17 protein-coding genes are annotated in these 21510 nt (G+C 45.5%); 14 read left to right on the top strand and 3 right to left on the bottom strand.

Going from position 1 to position 21510, the window contains the following annotated elements:
- Window positions 1-32: 32 nt before the first annotated feature.
- Entirely contained in the window at window positions 33-1925 is a 1893-nt protein-coding gene (locus B2337_RS10560; protein WP_292415284.1) for a SurA N-terminal domain-containing protein, read from the top strand.
- A gap of 32 nt (window positions 1926-1957) precedes the next feature.
- Here the strand turns inward: B2337_RS10560 and B2337_RS10555 are convergent, their stop codons facing one another.
- A complete protein-coding gene (locus B2337_RS10555; RefSeq protein ID WP_292359023.1) occupies window positions 1958-3175 on the bottom strand; it encodes a dicarboxylate/amino acid:cation symporter in 1218 nt (405 codons plus the stop codon).
- An 82-nt stretch (window positions 3176-3257) separates the two neighbouring features.
- Window positions 3258-4046 (bottom strand): enoyl-ACP reductase FabI, encoded by a 789-nt coding sequence (locus B2337_RS10550; RefSeq protein WP_292359025.1) that lies wholly within the window; start codon window positions 4044-4046, stop codon window positions 3258-3260.
- 118 nt (window positions 4047-4164) lie between these two features.
- Here B2337_RS10550 and B2337_RS10545 point away from each other — a divergent pair, with 118 nt between their 5' ends.
- The 13 genes from B2337_RS10545 to folC all read left to right on the top strand — a co-directional run bounded on the left by B2337_RS10545 (window position 4165) and on the right by folC (window position 19713).
- The gene (locus B2337_RS10545) at window positions 4165-6321 is read left to right on the top strand and encodes an ABC transporter substrate-binding protein (protein WP_292415283.1); all 2157 of its coding nucleotides are present in this window, start codon (window positions 4165-4167) and stop codon (window positions 6319-6321) included.
- An 88-nt stretch (window positions 6322-6409) separates the two neighbouring features.
- On the top strand, window positions 6410-7183 hold the full coding sequence (gene pomA / locus B2337_RS10540; protein ID WP_292359029.1) for a flagellar motor protein PomA: 774 nt from the start codon (window positions 6410-6412) through the stop codon (window positions 7181-7183).
- Between the two features lie 26 nt (window positions 7184-7209).
- Window positions 7210-8106: a flagellar motor protein MotB gene (locus tag B2337_RS10535; RefSeq protein ID WP_292415282.1), complete on the top strand. Its 897-nt coding sequence runs from the start codon at window positions 7210-7212 to the stop codon at window positions 8104-8106.
- Between the two features lie 249 nt (window positions 8107-8355).
- A complete protein-coding gene (gene leuD / locus B2337_RS10530; protein WP_292359032.1) occupies window positions 8356-8994 on the top strand; it encodes a 3-isopropylmalate dehydratase small subunit in 639 nt (212 codons plus the stop codon).
- Between the two features lie 27 nt (window positions 8995-9021).
- Complete coding sequence (gene leuB / locus B2337_RS10525; RefSeq protein ID WP_292415281.1) at window positions 9022-10092, top strand: 3-isopropylmalate dehydrogenase; 1071 nt, start codon at window positions 9022-9024, stop codon at window positions 10090-10092.
- A 20-nt stretch (window positions 10093-10112) separates the two neighbouring features.
- Window positions 10113-11135: an aspartate-semialdehyde dehydrogenase gene (locus B2337_RS10520; protein ID WP_292359036.1), complete on the top strand. Its 1023-nt coding sequence runs from the start codon at window positions 10113-10115 to the stop codon at window positions 11133-11135.
- Between the two features lie 32 nt (window positions 11136-11167).
- On the top strand, window positions 11168-14029 hold the full coding sequence (locus tag B2337_RS10515) for a FimV/HubP family polar landmark protein (protein WP_292415279.1): 2862 nt from the start codon (window positions 11168-11170) through the stop codon (window positions 14027-14029).
- Window positions 14030-14039: 10 nt separating this feature from the next.
- The gene (gene truA / locus B2337_RS10510; RefSeq protein ID WP_292359040.1) at window positions 14040-14819 is read left to right on the top strand and encodes a tRNA pseudouridine(38-40) synthase TruA; all 780 of its coding nucleotides are present in this window, start codon (window positions 14040-14042) and stop codon (window positions 14817-14819) included.
- A gap of 37 nt (window positions 14820-14856) precedes the next feature.
- Window positions 14857-15471, top strand: a complete 615-nt coding sequence (locus B2337_RS10505; protein WP_292415278.1) for a phosphoribosylanthranilate isomerase — start codon at window positions 14857-14859, stop codon at window positions 15469-15471.
- Window positions 15464-16684 (top strand): tryptophan synthase subunit beta, encoded by a 1221-nt coding sequence (gene trpB / locus B2337_RS10500; protein WP_292415277.1) that lies wholly within the window; start codon window positions 15464-15466, stop codon window positions 16682-16684. Before B2337_RS10505 ends, trpB begins: the two co-directional genes overlap by 8 nt.
- A gap of 10 nt (window positions 16685-16694) precedes the next feature.
- Window positions 16695-17522, top strand: coding sequence for a tryptophan synthase subunit alpha (gene trpA / locus B2337_RS10495; RefSeq protein ID WP_292415276.1), 828 nt, complete (start codon window positions 16695-16697; stop codon window positions 17520-17522).
- A gap of 19 nt (window positions 17523-17541) precedes the next feature.
- Complete coding sequence (gene accD, locus B2337_RS10490) at window positions 17542-18399, top strand: acetyl-CoA carboxylase, carboxyltransferase subunit beta (protein WP_292359048.1); 858 nt, start codon at window positions 17542-17544, stop codon at window positions 18397-18399.
- Between the two features lie 9 nt (window positions 18400-18408).
- Complete coding sequence (folC, locus tag B2337_RS10485) at window positions 18409-19713, top strand: bifunctional tetrahydrofolate synthase/dihydrofolate synthase (RefSeq protein WP_292359050.1); 1305 nt, start codon at window positions 18409-18411, stop codon at window positions 19711-19713.
- On the opposite strand, the gene B2337_RS10480 is transcribed toward folC, so the two are convergent.
- The gene (locus B2337_RS10480; protein WP_292359051.1) at window positions 19705-21510 is read right to left on the bottom strand and encodes an AMP-dependent synthetase/ligase; all 1806 of its coding nucleotides are present in this window, start codon (window positions 21508-21510) and stop codon (window positions 19705-19707) included. The genes folC and B2337_RS10480 overlap by 9 nt on opposite strands.

Below are 21510 nucleotides of genomic sequence, written 5' to 3'. Positions count from 1 at the left end.
TTAACCCACACTCGTGAAGAAGGTTCACTGCTATGTTGCATTTCATACGTGATCGCGCCCAAGGTTGGATTGCTTGGTTTATTGTTGGTTTAATCAGCATTCCCTTTGCACTTTGGGGGGTGAATTCTTATGTCACCGGACCAAGTGATACGGTAGTAGCGAAGGTAAATGGTGAGGAAATCACCCGCTCTGAATTATTACAGGCAGTTCAGCGTTATCGTGAACAAATGCGGCAAATGATGGGAGATGAATTTAATCCCGATATGTTTGATGGTGCTGAAATACGCTATGCAGTCATAGATGATCTTATTGAGCAACGCTTGATTCGTTCAGCCTCTGATAAGCTGGGGCAACGAATAAGTGACCGTCAAATTGCCCAGTTTATTCAGCAGACCCCGGCTTTTCAACGCGATGGAAGATTTGATACCGAGCAGTATCAAATGGTGTTGGCTCGTGCTGGATTCAGTCCGGCATCCTACGAAGCATCTTTGCGAAATGACCTTCTGGGGCAGCAACTTGTCCAGAATATTGAAGGCAGTACTGTAGTGTCTCAAGTTGAAGTTGAAAGACTGTTGAAACTTGAAAACCAGCAGCGTGAAATCGCTTATGGTGTGATAAAACTTGAAGACTTCCTGAGCGAAGTAGAAGTTGATGAAAGTGATGTGCGTGATTTTTATAACGCCAATCAATCAAGCTATACCACTCCGGAACAGATCTCGGTTGATTATCTTGAATTGTCACTTGATACGGTTTCGTCACAGATTGACGTTAACGATGAACAACTACAGCAATATTTTATTGATAATAAAACCCAGTTTGTCGGCCCGGAACAGCGTCGCGCAAGTCATATTCTGATTGAGGATAATGAACAAGCAGAGCAAATCCTCGCTGAAATTCAAACCAAGTTTGAAGAGGGGCAGAGCTTTGAAGAACTCGCAGAAGCTTATTCTGTAGATGTCGGTTCAGCATCTTCTGGTGGTGATCTGGGAACCATTCAACGTGATGTGATGGAAGCGACGTTCGAAGAAGCGGTATTTGCTTTAGAAAATGTAGGAGATATCTCCGAGCCGATTAAAACAGAGTTCGGTTATCACATCATTAAATTGACTGATATTGATCAATCCAGCAATGTTGATTTTGCTGATGTTAAAAATGAAGTAGCCTTGCAATACAGACGTCAGCAGGCTGAGCGTCAGTTTTATGATAAAGCTGAAGAACTGGCCAATCTTACTTATGAAAATCCTGAGACCCTGGATGTTGCTGCAGAAGCTTTAGCATTGGAGATTAATACCTCTGGTTCATTTACGCGCTCTGGTGGGAGTGGTATTGCTGAAAATCAGGCAGTTATAAAAGCCGCATTTTCTGATGATGTACTGAATGAAGATTTGAACAGTCAGGTTATTGAATTATCTGACACCCGACTGGTTGTGATCCGTAAGAACAGCTATGTGGATGCGACGTTACTGCCATTTGATTCTGTCTCTCCCGCAATTACCGAGCAAATTCGTTATCAACGTGCCAGTGATTTGGCATATATTCAGGGCGAAGCCAGATTACAGGAATTAAAATCAGGGGCCCCGGCAAACGAGGTATTTGTTGATAACTGGCAGCCGGCCGCATTTTATAGTCGTGATAGTCAGAACATCAGTGCCCAAATCCTCAATCAGGCATTTACGTTACCTAACGCGGAGTCAACGCAATATGCGGGCTTTACAGCAGATAATGGTAATTACGTTGTGGTCGCAGTAAGTGATGTGCAACAGGGGGCAATTGACGATATCGAGCCTGAAGTCCGTGATGGTTTGGTTTCAAACTTAACACGCCTGAATGGCAGTGCAGAAATGGCCGCTTTTCTCAGCGCATTACGCAGTGAGGCGAAAATTAAGATTTACGAATCGCGTGTAACCTCTGCCGATGAAGAATAGTTATTACTTCTGGAATGAGTAAAAAAAGGCGCTTATAGCGCCTTTTTTATGACCAGTGTATCAATGACTTTGGCGCCGACACTGTCACCCCATATATTGACGACGGTACGAAAACGATCCAGAAACCAGTCTACTGCCAGTAACAATGCAATACCGTCCAGAGGCAAGCCTACGGCACTGAGTACGATTACCATCGTCACCAGACCCGCTTCCGGTATCCCCGCTGCCCCGATTGCAGCCAGCGTTGCAGTGATAAACACAATCACCTGCTGGGTCATGGTTAAATCAATTCCATAGGCTTGTGCAATAAATAATACGGCTGCTGCCTCATAGAGTGCTGTGCCGTCCATATTTACTGTGCTGCCAAGTGGTAATACAAACTTGATGGCCTTATCGCTGACTTTATTTTCGCGAGCATTCTCCATTGTTAATGGCAGGGTAGCGGTTGAGCTTGCCGTACCAAAACCGGTAAATAAGGCTCGGCTCATGCCAATCAAATAGCTAAAGCCTTTACCGGCAATAAGTTGAAGTAGTAAGAATAGAAAACAAAAATGAATAAATAAGCCAGTCAATACGGTGACGACATGCCAGCCTACGGCTTGAATTTCTTTGTAAAGTTCTTCACCACCACCCGCCAGACCGATGCGCGCAGCAATCAACGCAAAAATCCCGATGGGAGCAAAATACATGATCCATATCACCAGTTTCATCATAGCTTCATTAATGCCATCAAAAACCGCAAATACCGGTTTAGAGCGGTTGCCAATAGTCGTTAGTGCCATGGCAAACAATATGGCAAAAACAATGATTGGTAATAATTGCATTTCGGTAGCTGAGGCAAACAGATTGGGTGAAATCAGTGACATGAAAATATCGGATATGCCGGTCCCCTGTTTTTCAAGAATACGCTCTGGAACTGTGGCATTGCCAAGCTCTATTCCAGCACCAGGTTGGATGATATTGACCACTACCAAGCCAATAAAGACAGCAACAGCCGTTGTAAGACCATAATAAAAAATGGTTGAACCACCTAAACGGCCCAGCTTTCTGACATCTCCAAGTGCCCCAATGCCGCTGATGACCGAGGCCACAATCAGAGGAATAATGATCATTTTAAGTGCATTGAGGAATAAATCGCCCATCCAGCCGATTTGCAATGACAACTCACCAAAAAACCAGCCAAATAAAACACCACTAATGGCACTCAAGATGATTAGAGCTAATAAAATGACGGCATGTGAGTGAGGCATGAGCTGTCCTTAATTTGCAATGGTTAAAACAAAAACAGGGCTTAAAGCCCTGTTTTTATTAACTAAATGTACATCGGTTAGATTACTTGTCGCCAATGCCAACGATGTTGTATCCACCATCAACGTAGGTAATTTCACCAGTCACACCGGATGCAAGGTCTGAGCATAGGAAAGCGGCAACATTACCCACTTCCTCAATGGTCACATTGCGACGCAGCGGTGCATTACGTTCGCCATAAGCCAGCATCTTGCCAAAATCGCCGATCCCCGCTGCAGCTAAAGTTTTGATAGGCCCGGCGGAAACAGCATTGACTCGAATACCATCAGGGCCTAAAGAGTAAGCCATATATCTGACAGTCGCTTCCAAGGCTGCTTTGGCGACGCCCATAACGTTGTAATTATCAATGGCACGTTCGGCACCCAGGTAGCTTAAAGTCAGTAATGATCCATTTCGGCCGGCCATCATATTTTTGCCTGCTTTCGCCAATGCAGCAAAACTATAAGCACTGATGTCGTGTGCAGCAGCAAAGCCTTCGCGAGTCACGCTGTCAACAAAACTGCCCTGTAACTGTTCGCGTGGGGCAAAGGCCACTGAGTGAACAATTGTGTCGAGACCATCCCATTGTTTGGCCAGATCATCGAAAACAGCATTGATCTGTTCATCGCTGCTGACATCGCAAGGGAAAATTAATGCTGGATTGGAGCCACATTCTTCAGCGATTTTTTCAACACGTGATTTGAGTTTGTCATTTTGGTAGGTAAAAGCCAGTTCTGCGCCTTCACGAGCCATCGCATGCGCAATACCGGCAGCGATAGAACGCGAGCTGGCCACGCCAACAATCAATACCCGTTTACCTTGTAGAAAACCCATGAAGTACTCCAGAAATTTAAAACCGATAAACTTACCTGATTTTGGCTGCTACTGGAAGAGGCAGGCAACGTACAATCCCGTTATACTCGCTATTTAACTGGATCCAACCTGGAATGTTATGAGCCGATTTACTGTATTGCTCTACACACTGTTATTTGCATTACTGTCAGGGTGTGACCTATCAGCTATAAACTCTCCATACCCGGCTGCAGAAAGTGAAGCAACTGTCAGTTACAGTTCATTTATGCTGCGTCCAAAGCATCTGGATCCTGCCCGTTCCTACGCAGCGAACGAAAGTCTGATTACTGCACAAATTTATGAGCCACCTTTTCAGTATCATTACCTCAAGCGCCCATATCAGTTAGAGCCTCTGACTGCAGCGATGATGCCTGAAGTTGAGCTGCTTGATAAAAATGGTGAGTTGATACCGGCATCACAACAGACTGCAGAAAATGTCGCTTTTTCACGTTATACCATCACCATTCGCCCGGGAATCGCTTATCAGCCGCATCCGGCATTTGCTCGCGATAAATCTGGACAATTGCTTTACCGGGATTTGGATGAACAAACTGCCCGTAAGATAACCACCATCATGGATTTTCCCATTCAAGCGACGAGGGAATTGAAAGCTTCTGATTATGTTTATCAAATAAAGCGTCTGGCGCATCCTGAAGTACATTCACCTATTTTGGGCTTAATGAGTGAACATATCTTAGGGCTGGGGGATTTTGCTGCAGAACTTGGCAAAATGCATCAAAAAAATCAGCCCATTGATTTACAAGCATTGCAGATTAGTGGCGTACGGGCTATTGACGACTATCGTTACCAAATTACGGTTTATGGCCAGTATCCACAACTGAAATATTGGCTGGCAATGCCATTTTTTGCCCCCATCCCCTGGGAAGCAGATGTGTTTTATCAGCAGACAGTTCTACAAGACAAGAATATTACTTTGGATTGGTATCCGGTTGGCACCGGTGCTTATCACATGATTGAAAATGATCCTAACCGCCGCATGGTGATGATTAAAAACCCTAATTTTCATGGTGAAACTTATCCCAGAGAAGGGAACCCCGGTGATGCTGCGGCCGGTTTGCTGGACGATGCTGGCCTGTCCATGCCGTTTATTGACAAGATTATTTATACCCTGGAAAAAGAAAGCACCTCGTACTGGGGAAAATTCATCCAGGGATATTACGATGTCAGTGGTTTAACCTCGGATAGCTTTGAACAGGCCATTCAGGTTTCTTCAGGCGGGTCCTTTGGACTGAGCGATGACATGATGAAAAAGGGCATAGATTTACAGTCTGCAGTGGGTACTACAACCCATTATATTGGATTCAATATGCTTGATTCGGTAGTGGGCGGTGATAGTGAAAGAGCTCGTAAACTACGACAGGCAATTGCTATTGCTATTGATCAGGAGGAATTCGTTTCTATCTTTTTCAACGGACGGGGGATCCCCGCTCAGGGACCCATTCCACCAGGTATTTTTGGTTATCGTGAGGGCAGGGAAGGCTTGGATCCCTACGTATACGAATGGCGGGATAATGCGGTACGAACCAGATCGGTTGATTATGCCAGAAGCCTGCTTGCCGAAGCCGGATATCCAAGAGGGCGTGATGCTGAAACAGGCCAGCCTTTAGTGCTATATTTTGATGTTGCTGCAGTTGGTCCCGATGCCAAGGCGCAACTGGATTGGATGCGCAAACAATTCCAAAAACTCAATATTCAGTTAGTGATTAGATCAACAGATTACAATCGCTTTCAGGATAAGATGCGCAGGGGACAAACGCAGATATTTAAAATAGGCTGGAGTGCGGATTATCCTGACCCGGAAAATTTTCTGTTTCTATTGTATGGACCAAATGCCAAAGCCATTCATAATGGTGAAAATAGTGCGAATTATCAAAACCCGGAGTTTGATAAGTTATTTGAGCAGATGCGAATAATGCCTGATGGGGAGCAACGTCAGGCGATTATCGACCAAATGGTGAATATTGTCCGGCATGATGCCCCTTGGGTCTGGGGCTTTCATCCCAAACAATTAACCCTTTTTCATGCGTGGAATAAAAATATTAAGCCCAATTTGATGGCCAATAATACGTTAAAGTATCATCGGATCGATCCGCTATTACGGGACCAGTTAAGAGCTAAATGGAACACACCAACCATCTGGCCGATAATTGTCTTGTTATTCATGTTTATTATGGCAATGCTGCCAGCGATTATTATTTATCGCCGGAAAAAACATCAACGGGCTGTGAATACTTGATACTGTTGATTTTGAGTATCATCCGGTACAATTAGTCTCGAATTTATTCTATGACTTCAGGCATGACTTAAATCAGGGAGAAAAGCACGTGGATTTGGCTACTTTACTGGGTTTTTTAATCGCCTGGAGTCTGATTATCGCCACCATTGCTCTCGGTGCTGCGGCAAGTACATTTATCAATACCCCTTCATTCATGATCGTCATTGGCGGCACTTTTGCTGTGGTTATGATGCGCTTTACGCTTAAACAGTTTATCGGCTCAATGAAAACAGCGACCAAAGCGTTTTTGCATAAATCTGAAGACCCTACTGAAATTATTACCAGTGTTGTGCAATTGGCAGGTATCGCCCGTAAAGAAGGCCTGCTGGCACTGGAAAGACAGGAGGTACAAAATCCTGCATTGGCATTGGGTATCCGCATGCTGGTCGATGGACATGAACCTGCTGTGGTCAGAAAAGCGCTGAATACTGAAATGAATGAAACGGTGAATCGCCACAGTATTGGTCAACAGATTTTCCAGCAAATCGGTGATGCTGCGCCGGCAATGGGCATGATAGGTACGTTGGTCGGTCTGGTACAGATGCTGTCAAACATGTCCGATCCAAAGTCAATTGGGCCGGCGATGGCTATTGCGCTACTGACAACGCTTTATGGTGCCATGATTGCCAATATGTTTGCATTACCTCTGGCCGATAAACTGGCGCTTCGTAGTAATGAAGAATTGATGAATAAAAGCATCATCATTGAAAGTGTGATGGGGATTCAGGAAGGACAAAATCCGAAAGTACTGGAAGAGTTACTGAAAAATTACCTTCCGGCCTCCAAGCGGGATGCTGAAGCTCCGGCTCCGGCTGAAGCCTAAATCACTCCCTGAAGCCGACTTAAATTATGAGCGAATCTGAAACGCAAAGTTTCAAAAAGCAGCAAAAAAGGGGATTGCCAGCCTATATGGCGACATTTGCCGATTTAATGTCGTTATTAATGTGTTTCTTTGTCTTGCTGTTATCTTTTGCCGAAATTGATGCTATCAAATATAAAATGGTGGTGTTGTCATTGGAAAAAGCGTTTGGTGTGCAACGTGACGTGGTGGCCGAAGCGATACCGAAAGGTACCAGCATCATCGCGCAGGAATTCAGTCCGGGTGAACCGAAACCCACTCCATTGAATATCGTCAGACAGGAAACCACGGATGAAACTCGCGATGTATTAAAAGTTACAATGGATGCTGAGGCAGTCGCAGAAGCTCAGGCAAAGCAGGTGGCTGAAGAGGTCGAGGAGTTCAAACAAGCGCTGGAATCTGAAATTGAACGTGGATTGATTGTTGTTGAAAATCAGCTGAACCGCATTGTCATTCGTATACGTGAGCGAGGCTCATTCCCTTCCGGTGATGCCACATTGAATCAGGACTTTGTGCCAATACTGAAAAAAATCAATGAAGTACTCACCCAGACGGATGGATTGATTGCTGTGGCCGGGCATACAGACAATATTCCGATTAGCACATCTCGATATCGTTCCAACTGGGAATTATCAACGTCCAGGGCAACGTCGGTGGTTCATGAGTTGCTCAGGTACAATACCATTCCGCCTGAACGGTTTGTGCTGGAAGGTTACGCCGATACCCGACCATTGGCACCCAATGATTCTGCTGAAAACAGGGCGACTAACCGTCGTGTCGAAATTGTTGTGTTAAAAGGCTCAATTGACGCGGACTTCACCCAATCTATTGATGATCTTATTCAACAGCATGATGTGATTGAAAGTGAAATTCAACCTGTCCGATAGAGCCATTTTGTCTCCCATAACAGAGACGGTTGTGAACGATAAAAAGTCTCAAACAGAATGTCATCAACCAAATATACCGATGCAAACAATGGTATTATTTGCAGGTTTTAATGACCAAATATATCACGTGCCATAACATCGCCACATGCGTCATAGAAGATTGAAAAGCCTTAATTTGAAAAATAAAACGGATGCCAAGGCAAGACCTGACCATCAAAAGGCACTGCGATAAGAAAGTAAGAGGTGAACATGCAAAAAATTTCCGTGGAAACCGGATTAGTGATTCCTTTGGATCGGCCCAATGTCGATACAGATGCCATTATCCCCAAACAGTTTTTGAAATCGATTAAACGCAGTGGCTTTGGCCCTAATCTGTTTGATGAATGGCGTTATCTGGACCATGGCGAACCTGGACAGGATTGCAGTAATCGCCCCTTAAATCCGGATTTTGAATTGAATCAACCACGTTATCAAGGCGGTACCATATTACTGGCACGTGAAAACTTTGGTTGTGGTTCAAGCCGTGAACACGCGGTTTGGGCATTGGAAGATTTTGGTATACGGGTGATTATCGCCCCGAGTTTTGCTGATATCTTTTTCAGCAACAGCAGTAAAAATGGCATTCTCGCTATAAAACTTGATGAAAAACAGGTTGATAAATTATTCCATCAGGTTGAGGCTTCACCGGGCTATAAGTTGACGGTTGATTTACCCGAGCAAACTATTCTGTTACCTGATGGTGAAAAATTTCATTTTGAAATTGATAGCTTTAAAAAACACTGTTTGCTTGAAGGCCTGGATGATATCGGTCTGACTCTCAAACATACTGATGATATTAAAGCTTACGAAGCACGCCGCCGTGAACAGGCGCCGTGGTTATTTTCCTAATAATAAATTTTAAAAGTAATAACATTCATGACAAAAAAAATTGCAGTATTGGCCGGCGATGGTATCGGCCCGGAAATCGTTGCTGAAGCCGTCAAAGTTTTAAATGCTTTCAAGCAGGATGGTTTAGATATTGAACTGGAATATGGTTTGATCGGTGGTGCCGCCTATGATGAAACCGGCAGCCCACTGCCAGATGAAACCCTGCAGATGGCCAAACATGCTGATGCCATCTTATTAGGCGCCGTTGGCGGTTATAAATGGGAATCATTGGATATCAGTGTACGTCCCGAAAAAGGTTTATTGGGTATTCGTTCACAATTAAACCTTTTTGCCAATTTACGTCCGGCCCTGTTATATCCACAATTAGCTGATGCTTCCACTTTGAAGCCCGAAGTCGTTGCTGGTCTGGATTTAATGATTGTGCGGGAGTTGACTGGTGGTATTTATTTCGGCCAGCCAAGAGGGATTCGTACCCTGGAAAATGGTGAAAAAGAAGGCTACAACACCCTGGTTTATCGCGAAAGCGAAATTAATCGTATCGGTCGCGTGGCATTTGATATTGCACGCAAACGCCAAAGCCGCGTGTGCTCGGTAGATAAAGCCAATGTACTGGAATGCACGGAATTATGGCGTGAGACCATGACAACCTTGTCTAAAGACTATGCTGATGTCGAATTAAGTCATATGTATGTTGATAATGCGGCAATGCAGCTGGTACGTGCACCGAAACAGTTTGACGTTATGGTGACCACCAATATGTTTGGCGATATTCTGTCTGATTGCGCGTCGATGCTGACGGGCTCGATTGGCATGTTGCCGTCTGCTTCACTGGATGAAAACGGTAAAGGCATGTATGAACCAATTCACGGATCAGCGCCTGATATTGCTGGACAAAACATTGCTAATCCGCTGGCAACCATTCTGTCAGCTGCTATGATGTTACGTTACACTCTTGATCAACCGGCTTTTGCAGATCGTATTGAAAAAGCGGTCAGTAAAGTTCTGGATCAAGGTTTGAGAACAGCAGATATTTTTTCCGCGGGCACGACTCGTGTGACCACTGCTGAAATGGGCGATGCCGTTGTGGCAGCGCTGTAACAAAAGAATTTAGGTGAATTGTGACTAAACAAGTTGATATTGCTGTTGTAGGGGCGACTGGTGCGGTAGGTGAAGCCATGCTTGAGATCCTGCATCAGCGTAAGTTTCCTGTAGGTAAAGTTTATGCCTTGGCCAGCGAACGCTCGGCTGGCTCAACCGTACAGTTTGGTAACAAATCGTTAATAGTTGAAGATCTGGCGCAGTTTGATTTTTCCAAAGTGCAGATCGGTTTGTTTTCGCCAGGTGCCAGTGTTTCTGAAATTTATGCACCCAAAGCGGCCGCCGCAGGCTGTATCGTTATTGATAATACTTCACAGTTTCGATATGACGATGATGTACCCTTGATTGTGCCGGAAGTGAATCCAGAGGCTGTGGTGGGGTACAAAAAGAAGGGTATTATTGCCAATCCCAATTGCTCAACTATTCAAATGCTGGTGGCATTAAAACCCATATATGATGCGGTTGGCATCAAACGTATTAATGTCTGTACTTATCAGGCAGTATCCGGAAGTGGTAAACCGGCTATGGACGAATTGGCTAAGCAAACAGCGGCGTTGTTAAATGGTCGACCTGTTGAAGCTGAAGTTTATCCTAAACAAATCGCTTTTAATGTGATTCCGCAAATTGACGTCTTCATGGATAACGGCTACACCAAAGAAGAAATGAAAATGGTGTGGGAAACCAGGAAAATCATGGGGGATAATGATATTCAGGTGAATCCTACCGCGGTTCGTGTGCCAGTGTTTTTCGGTCACTCAGAAGCAATTCATATTGAAACCAGAGATAAAATTACGGCTGAAAAAGCCAAGGAATTGCTCTCAGCATTTGAAGGCATCGTAGTGGTTGACGAGCATAAAGATGGTGGTTATCCAACCGCTGTCACAGAATCTTCGGGGCAGGATCCTGTATACGTAGGGCGTATCCGGGAAGATATTTCACATCCAAACGGTTTGAATTTATGGGTCGTCTCAGACAATGTCCGTAAAGGGGCTGCACTGAACAGTGTACAAATCGCCGAACTTCTGGTCGATAAATACCTCTAGGCATTGCTGAATTGTCAAGGAAGGGGAGTTAAATGAAACAGAAAACGTTGGCCAGTTTGTCGGTAGCTACGGCACTTGGTTTATTAACTCCCTTAACCGGGTACGCTTTTGGACTTGGACAGATAACCCTGCATTCAGCTCTGAATGAACCTTTCAGAGCTGAAATATCTGTCAATGCGCTCAGAGAGGATGAGCGTGGTAACTTACAAGTCAGGTTGGCTTCCACTCAGGATTTTGAACGAGCCGGGCTGGATAGAAGTTTTCTGCTAACACAACTGAATTTTGAAGTGGTTGAAGAGGCCAATTCGACGCGAATAATGATCACTTCTGATGTGCCAATTAAAGAACCGTTTCTGGGTTTTTTATTGGCAGCAACGACCGGCCAGGGAAAATTACTACGCGAATACACAGTTCTTTTGGATCCGCCTAAAGAGTTGTATCGTAATCAGGCAAGTCGTGCGCCATCAGGTTCATCTATTTCCCAGCGAAGCCAACCAACACCTGTAGCGTCACGCCAGGAACCAACGGCATGGACAGCAAGCCGTGATAACGTGTCTGAGTATAAGGTACACTCGCGTGACACCTTGTGGAGCATTGCAGAGAGAACCAGGCCTTCAGCAAATATTACAATGCAGCAGATGATGTTAGCTCTGCTTAACGCAAATCCCCGGGCATTTCAGCAAAATAATGTTAACAGTCTCTATGCGGGCAGTACGCTTAGAATTCCTTCAACAGACGAAATTACTCGCATTTCTGCCAGCGAAGCAAAACAGACGGTTGATCAGCAAAATGCTACATGGCGAAACCGTTCACAGGCCGTTACGCCAGTACCAACCGCAAATGAAGTAGCACCATCAATATCAGTAAATGAGGAGGCTTCTCCGGAAATTGATGCGGAAGCTGATGATAATGCTGTAGCGAATCCTGATGACGAATCAGCTTCATTGCAAGCCGATGAGGAAGATGCCGCTGCAGAGAGTGCCCGTTTGAAATTAATTGCAGCTACAGAAAACAGCCTGCTTGATGCTGATCCAGAGATTAATGGTGACCCTGATTTACAAAAAATAAGTGAGCAACTGACTCTGGCCCAGGAAACAATAGAGGCCCAATCTCAGGAAAATATTGATTTTAAAAATCGTATGGATGCGATGGAACGCCAGCTGGATACCATGCGGCGTCTTATTTCTCTGAAAGATGCAGATATGGCAAGACTGCAGAGCTTGCTAGAGCAGGATGAATCGCAGATGGATTTAGCCACGCTCGTCGATGAAGCTAATGCCATTCTGGAAGGCAGTGAAGCTGACAATATCGCAAATCTGAATACTTTATCCGAAGATGCCACTCCTAAGAGTGATGACGATAATGATTGGCAACCTGTTGAGATTAACAATGGCGAATCTGTCTCAGGCATCTCAGGTGAGGGTGAAGCATTACCAGAGTTGAATGAAGACTCTTTTGGCGTTATAGCTGAAACTGATGAAGATAATGCTGCGGAACAAATGGATACGCAGCTGGATGAAAGTACCGCTGATTCAACAGAATTGGAAACAGCCTCAGCAGAGGTTGATGTTGCCATTGATGAAGCTGCCCAGATGCTGGATCTTGACCAGCAGCAGATGGATTCTCTTTACCAAAGGGTCCAGGCTTTTGTCATAGCCCATAAGGTTGAATCCTTGCTTGCGGTATTACTGTTACTGTTAATTTTGTGGATGATCTTACGTCGCAGCCAGCGTGAAGTCAGCTGGGATGATGCCGTCAGTAAAATCCAAAAAAATAAACCTGTCAAAGCAGACCCCGAAGCGGGCACTGTCAATATTGTCGCGCCATCAGTAGATGAGATAAACACCTCGGCAGAAAGCAAAACCAAAACAGTTGAAGAATTGGTCGAACAGGCAGAAATGTTTGTCGGTTATGCGGACTATGTGCAGGCAGGGACCGCACTTGAACAGGCTCATCATCAAGCTCCCGACGATAACGATATTGCTGCAAAATTGATGTTTGTGTACTACAAACAGCAAAAATCTGCAGATTTCATTGCCTTGTTGAATACCACTGGGATTGATGAAACCCATCCTCAGTGGCCAGAGATCAGAAGCTGGGGCAATCAGTTACTGCCACATAATCCACTATTTGCTGAGCAATCAGAAGCAATGGATGAAGAAACTCATCATGCTGAAGAAAGTACAGTGCAAGAGGAAGCCAGAGTCAATATTGAAGAAGACAGCGCTACCGAACAACCACAACCACTGGATTCCTCTGCTGAGACGGAAGAATCCGATCATATAGACTTCAATCTGGATGATTATACAACCGATTCGGCTCCATCTTCACAGGGTGATGAAGTGTATCAGCGTGATGAGGAAGACTTGTTGCCATTTGATCTCAATGAAGTGGCAGAAAAAGATAGAGAAATTGAAACCGAGGAGCCGGATGTTCAGTTTGCTGAAGATGACAACGATTTACGAATAGATTTAGATCAGGATAATGTCTTGCAGCCTGATTCATCTGCCCCCGACATTCTGGATTTGGCTATTGATGAATCTGAAGAAGATGCAGAGCAAGTTGCCTCAGATGAGTCTGAGGAAGTTATATCACTTGATTCTGACGAGTTGGATTTATCTGCTTTTGAAATTGAAGATGAGCCTGCAACAGAGACTGATGATGTTATCGAAGATTATTTGAATCTGGATAGCAGTTTAGACGATGAAGAGCTGGACTTTGATCTCAGCGACTTTGATTCAATAGATGAAGCCGAAACTAAATTAGATCTGGCAGAGGCATACAAGGATATGGGCGATCCTGAGGGTGCAAGAGGTATCCTTGAGGAAGTCCTTGAGCAGGGCACTGATGAACAGAAAAAACGAGCGCAAGAACTGCTCGATTCTTTGATATAACGGTTCATCTGTGAGGATAGCCCTAGGTGTCGAATATGACGGCAGCCAGTTTCATGGCTGGCAGTTTCAGCCAGGACAGCGCACCGTTCAGAGTGAGTTGCAAAAAGCAGTTTCATTGATCGCTGATGCACAGACGGAAGTTTTTGCTGCAGGCCGGACTGATACTGGTGTCCACGCATTAAATCAGGTTGTTCATTTTGACACCGAGGCGATGCGCGAAGACCGTAACTGGTTGTTGGGACTGAATTCCAACCTTCCACATGATATCTGTATTAAGTGGGTCAAGCCTGTTCCTGAAAAATTCAATGCCCGTTTCAGTGCAAGCAAACGCCGCTATCGTTATTTAATCCTCAATCGTGACAGTCGTTCCAGCGTACATCATCAGCGGATGTGGTGGGTTTACAAATCTCTTGATGAACATAAAATGCAGCTGGCTGCTGATTTGTTGCTTGGACAACATGATTTTTCTGCCTTCAGAGCACAGGAGTGTCAGGCGAAAAGTCCGGTTAAAACCTTGGATAAATTAATTGTTACTCGACGTGATGACTGCATTGCTGTGGATGTTGAAGCAAAATCATTTCTTCATCATATGGTACGTAACTTATTAGGTGTACTGGTTCCGGTAGGTGAAGGAAAAAGACAGGCAGAATGGGCTTTGGAAGTGTTACAAAGCCGGGATCGGAAAATGGCCGGTGTCACCGCACCACCTCAAGGTCTTTATCTGACAGATGTGGTTTATCCCGACGAATATTTATTGCCGACAGTGTCAGGTTTTCCAGTGCTCTGGTAAAGTATCAGGCTAACATTTGGAAAGCTGATAACCTCAGATGAGAACCCGCGTTAAAATATGTGGCATTACGCGTCGCCAAGATGCTGAATTTGCTGTGAAAAGCGGGGCGGATGCTATCGGATTGGTTTTTTATGGGCCGAGTCCCAGAGCCGTGACAATCGAGCAGGCCGCCGCAATTACAGCGCAGTTACCACCTTTTATCAGCAATGTGGGTTTATTTGTTAATGCAACTGCTGAGACAGTCTGGCAAACGCTTGAACAGGTACCGCTAGGTTTATTGCAATTTCATGGTGATGAATCTGCAGAGTTTTGTGCGCAGTTCAAAATGCCGTATATCAAAGCAATACGTATGCAGTCAATAGCAGACTTGCAACAGGCGGATAAAAGATTCCCGGAAGCATCCGCCTTATTGCTGGATAGTTATCAACATGGTGTGCCCGGGGGAACCGGTCAGACGTTTGATTGGTCAATGATTACGGCTGTTAGCAAGCCATTGATATTGGCGGGTGGCCTGACAGCTGAAAATGTTGCACAAGCTATTCGGCAGGTTTCGCCTTATGCAGTGGATGTGAGTGGCGGAGTAGAAGAGTCGAAAGGACTTAAAAGTAATAATAAAATAAGCGCATTCATGCGAGAGGTGGCAAATGCCTGAGACACAGATTGATGATTACTTTAAACATTACCCGGATGAGTTAGGTCATTTTGGGCCCTATGGTGGTCGCTTTGTAGGCGAAACCTTGATGGGCGCTATTTATGAGCTTGAAGAAGCCTACAAACAATATAAAAACGATGCAGCTTTTCAAGCTGAAATGGATAAAGATCTGGCCGACTTTGTTGGTCGGCCTTCACCAATTTATCATGCCGAAAACTGGACACGAAAGTTAGGCGGCGCGCAGATTTATTTAAAACGCGAAGACCTCAATCATACCGGTGCGCACAAAGTAAACAACACAATCGGCCAGGCGTTGATGGCGAAACGGATGGGCAAAACCCGTATTATTGCTGAAACCGGTGCCGGTCAGCACGGTGTTGCTACGGCAACGGTTGCTGCGCGACTGGGAATGGAATGTGTCGTTTACATGGGCGCTGAAGATGTTGAACGTCAGGCACAGAATGTCTATCGCATGAAGCTGCTGGGGGCAGAAGTTGTGCCTGTTCAGTCAGGATCTAAAACACTGAAAGATGCTTTGAATGAAGCCTTGCGAGATTGGGTCACGAATGTTGATGATACTTTCTATATTATTGGCACGGTTGCCGGGCCGCATCCATATCCGGCCATGGTACGTGATTTTCAATCTGTTATCGGGCGTGAAGCGCGTCAGCAAATGATCAATACTACCGGTAAGTTACCGGATGCATTGGTTGCCTGTATCGGTGGCGGTTCAAATGCTATTGGTCTGTTTTATCCCTTTATTGAAGATAAATCAGTTGCAATGATTGGTGTCGAAGGCGCTGGTCATGGTCTGCAAACCGGCCAGCATTCGGCTCCCTTATCCGCCGGTACACCGGGTGTTTTACACGGCAACCGTACCTACCTGATTCAGGATGCTGCCGGACAAATAACTGAAACACACTCGATCTCTGCTGGACTTGATTATCCTGGTGTGGGGCCTGAACATGCGTGGTTAAAAGATATTGGTCGTGCGCAGTATGTCACCGTGACGGATAACGAAGCTTTGGATGCATTCCATGAACTAACGCGTACCGAAGGGATTATTCCCGCTTTGGAGACCAGTCACGCATTAGCATATGTTTCCAAGATAGCCCCAACGATGTCGGCAGATCAAAGTATCCTTATAAATGTTTCAGGACGTGGTGATAAAGACATGCATACGGTTGCAGCCATGGCTGGTCTGAATTTCTGAGGAATATAAAATGAGTCGTATTAAAGAATGTTTTGAAAATCTTCAGGCAGATGGGCAAACGGCACTTATTCCCTATGTCACGGCGGGTGATCCAGAACCATGGGTAACGGTACCATTGCTACATGCTCTGGTTGAAGCTGGCGCTGATATTATCGAGTTGGGTGTACCCTTTTCAGACCCGATGTCAGATGGTCCGGTGATCCAAAAAGCCTGTGAGCGGGCATTGAAGAATGATGTTACGCTGAATTCAATTCTGGATATGGTGAAACAATTCAGAGAAAAAAATAACCATACTCCGCTGGTATTGATGGGATATGCCAATCCACTTGAGGCGATGGGCTACGAAGCGTTCGCCAAAAAAGCACAGGCGGTCGGTGTGGATGGTGTCCTGACAGTGGATATGCCGCCAGAAGAGTCGGACGAGTTCAAACGTTTGATGGATGCACACGATATCGACACTATCTTCCTGGTTGCACCGACGACCTCTGCTGAGCGAATGCAGAAAATTGCTCAATATGCCAAAGGCTTTATTTATTATGTATCCATTAAAGGTGTGACCGGTACGGCTGCGCTGGAAATTAATGAAGTAACTGCCAAACTCGAAGAAATTCGTAAATACACGTCGTTACCTGTTGGCGTTGGCTTTGGTATCAGAGATGGTCGTTCGGCAGCGGCAGTAGCCCAGGTCGCTGACGCTGTAGTCGTTGGGAGTACTTTGGTACGCTGTATTGAAGAACATGCCAATCGTCCACAGGAACTGCCTGCTGCAGTTGCAAGTATATTAGCCGAAATGCGTCATGCAATTAATGCGCGTGATTTAGCAAGCGTCACGGCTTAATGAGAGATAAGGTGACAAAATGAGTTGGTTTGAAAGATTACTTCCGTCTAAAATCCGCACCAGTGGTCGCAGTCGTTCTGTGCCGGAAGGTGTCTGGTGCAAATGCCCGGCATGTGACAATGTGCTTTACCGGGCAGAACTTGAGCGAAATCAGATGGTGTGTCCAAAATGCGACCATCATCAGCGGATTAATGCCCGCGTTCGACTGGAAAGTTTTCTTGATGAAGCCAACCGTCAGGAAATTGGTACTGAAGTAAAACCCGTTGACACGCTTAAATTTAAAGATAGCAAACGGTATCGCGACCGTATCACCCAGGCACAAAAAACAACGGGTGAAAATGATGCTCTGTTAGCCATGCAAGGTACCTTAAAGGGGTTACCTGTAGTCGTTGTTGCATTTGATTTTGGCTTTATGGGGGGGTCAATGGGGTCAGTCGTCGGCGAAAAGTTTGTCCGTGCGGCAAAGGTTGCACTGGCCAAAAAATTGCCGTTAATCTGTTTCGCTGCCAGTGGCGGTGCACGCATGCAGGAAGGTCTGTTTTCGTTGATGCAAATGGCCAAAACCAGTGCGGTTTTATCACAACTTGAAGATGCCGGTATTCCTTATATTTCTGTAATGACTGATCCGACAATGGGGGGCGTGTCAGCCAGTCTGGCAATGCTTGGCGACATCAATGTGGCTGAGCCGAAAGCATTGATAGGTTTTGCCGGGCCGCGTGTTATTGAACAAACTGTCCGTGAAAAACTACCTGAAGGTTTCCAGCGCAGTGAGTTTTTGTTGGAACATGGTGCCATCGATATGATTATAGATCGTCGCGAAATGCGGGATCGTCTGAATAATCTGTTGACCATGATGCAAAACCGAATAGCTGTATAAATACGGTTTATGCGATTCAATAGCTTGCCAGAGTGGCTGGCATGGCAGGAACAGCTCCATTTCACTGAAATAGATCCCGGCCTGGATCGCATCCGTGCGGTCTGGCTGCGTATGTATGCCGATAATAAACTGCCTTTCCGAATTGTGACGGTTGCTGGTACTAATGGCAAAGGATCCTCGGTTGCTTTATTAGCCTCTATTCTCTCAGCTGCTGGCTATCGTACAGCTTGTTACACCTCACCACATCTGTTGCGTTATAACGAACGTATTGTCGTGGATGGTCAAACAGCTACTGATACACAGATTTGTGAAGCATTTGAGCGCATTGACAAGGCGCGTGCTGAAATTTCACTGAGTTATTTTGAGTTTGCCACCTTGGCCGCCGCTGATATTTTCTGTCGACAGAATATTGATATCGCAATACTTGAAGTTGGCATGGGCGGACGGCTTGACGCAGTGAATCTGTTTGATGCCGATATTGCGTTGATTACACCGATAGGGCTCGACCATACTGTGTGGTTGGGCGATACTCGCGAGCAGATTGGTGTTGAAAAAGCCGGCATTATGCGGGCCGGGCATCCAGTTGTCTGTAGTGAATCTTCTCCACCCAGCACCGTTGTTGAGATCGCGCATAAATTAGGTGCGTCAGCCTATATTGCGGACAAAGATTTCAGTGCTGAATCGCATGACAAAGCCTGGCATTGGCACAATACCCGCCACAATCTTCAGAACTTACCACTTCCCGCGTTGCTGGGGTGTTATCAAATTCAAAACAGTGCGGCGGTATTACAAGTTATCAGTCTGCTGAAAGATGCCGGAATGGAAAAAATTAACGAAACGGCAATTCGTGACGGTTTAGTTCAAGTCAGACTTGCCGGCCGCTTTCAGATGATTGATGGACCCATTATTCATATCTTTGATGTAACACATAATCAGCAAGGTGCTGAGAACCTGGCAAAACTGTTACAGGAAATTCCATGCCGCGGCAAAACCCATGCAGTTATCGCCATGTTGCGGGATAAAGATAGTCGGGCGGTTTTTGATGCACTGATTCCAGTGATAGACGATTGGTTCATCGGCGGACTTAACGGAAGCCGGGGGCAATCGGCAGAGGATTTGGCAGCGGGCCTGCAGGGTAAAATCACCGATGACAGGGTGCATGTAGCTGAATTGGTAGAAGAGGCCTATAACCTTGCGCTGGAAGACGCTGTAAACGGTGACCGAATATTGATTTTTGGTTCATTTCATACCGTTGAAGCTGTTATGCGGCATATCCCTGAATTTATCAATGAACCTTTATCTGCATCAGCTTGATGCTGCTTTATACATAGTTTCAATTTCGTTTTTAAATTGTTCCAGCACCATAGCGCGTTTTACTTTTAAGGTGGGGGTTAACAGGCCGTTTTCGATAGTCCATGGCTGCAAGGTCAGATGCACCCGTCGAATTCGAGCATAAGCCGGAAACTCGAATAACCATTGTCTGAGTAACCGGACAAAATGCTGTTGTAGCACTTTACTGTTCAGACTATCGTTAGATAGCGGATCCAAACCCAGCTGCTGAGCAATTTGTGGCCACTTCTCTCCATTTATGACCAGTAAAGCTGCTAAATAAGGCTGGCCTTCACCAACAATTAAAGCCTGTTCAATCAGTCCGTTACTGATGATGGTGGCTTCAATATCGGCAGGTGGTACTTTCTCGCCATTATTGAGTACCAGAATATCTTTGATTCGACCGACAATGTGGATGTGTCCACTTTCACTGATATGGGCTTTATCCCCAGTGTGAAGCCAACCATCAGCATCAATGGTTTGTGCTGTGGCTTTATGATTATTCCAGTATCCCAGCATATTCCCCGGACCTTTAACTTGCAGTTCATCATCCTTGCCGATACGGACTTCAACGCCTCTTATTGGTCTGCCAACGCTTGACGGATCATTGCTTGAAGGTTCATTGACACTGATAACCGGACTGGTCTCTGTGAGCCCATACCCCTGGAGCAATGTTAAATCCAGACCAATGAACATTTTAGCGGCATAGTTGGGAAGCGCTGCGCCACCGCTGACCGCTAAACGCAAACGACCACCGAGCCTCTGGTGAAATTTATGAGCTACCAGCTTATTCAATAATGGCGATAACAGAAACAATGGAGACCAGGAGTTTCGGCCCTGGTGGTAGTGAAATTTTTTCCAGCCAACGTTCACCGCCAATTTGAATATAAACCTACGCAGCACATTACTATCAGAAAGTTGCTTTTGAACACGGTCATAAATACGTTCAAAAATTCTGGGCACTGCGATCATAATGGTGGGCTGAACCTGTCGCATATCATCGGCAAGCAGGGGAATACTGCGTGAAAAAACGACTTTGGAGCCAGCCATCATCGGTAGATAATAACCACCAGTGCGTTCCAAGGTGTGTGACAAAGGTAAAAAGGATAAGAATATATCTTCAGGCAGAATTTCAAAGAACTGTAATGAGCCGTATGCAACTGACAACATATTCCGGTGACTGAGCATTACGCCTTTTGAACGGCCGGTAGTACCTGAAGTATAAATAATCGATGCCACCTGATCCGGTGCGGACGGGGAGATAACAACTTCGGTATCAGCCACATCCAGCCATTCGTGCAGCTGGGTATATGGCAGATCCGTTTCCGGGGATTCCTCATTGAAAATAATGATTCGTCTGAGGCTATGCTCTTCAGGTAATACGGCCCTGATTGCCGACCATTGCCTGGCGCTATTGACTAACAATAAACGCACATCGGCATCTTGCAGAATGTAGGCAACATTGTCAGGCCGATCATCAGGATAAAGCGGCACCACAACCAAGCCCAGACTTAACGCTGCCAGATCGAAAAATATCCACTCCTTGCTATTACGCAGATTGAGTGCAACCCGATCACCTTTGCGCAGATTTTCCTGTTGCAAGGCTTGTTGCCAGAGATGGACTGAATCTGCAACCTGCTGCCAACTGAGGCTTAACCAGCTTTGATTCTCGTTATCAAAATAGCCATAGGCCTCTTTATCAGCGCTGCGTTTTACCCGTTCGGAAAACAAGCCATAAAGCGTTTGCGCCTCATCAGGTGAAATGTAATCGCTACTGCTCAT

Source organism: Methylophaga sp. UBA3192 (assembly GCA_002363955.1).
GTDB lineage: Bacteria > Pseudomonadota > Gammaproteobacteria > Nitrosococcales > Methylophagaceae > Methylophaga.
Note: the sequence above shows the minus strand (reverse complement) of the source record. Positions and strands in the feature narration are given on the sequence as shown.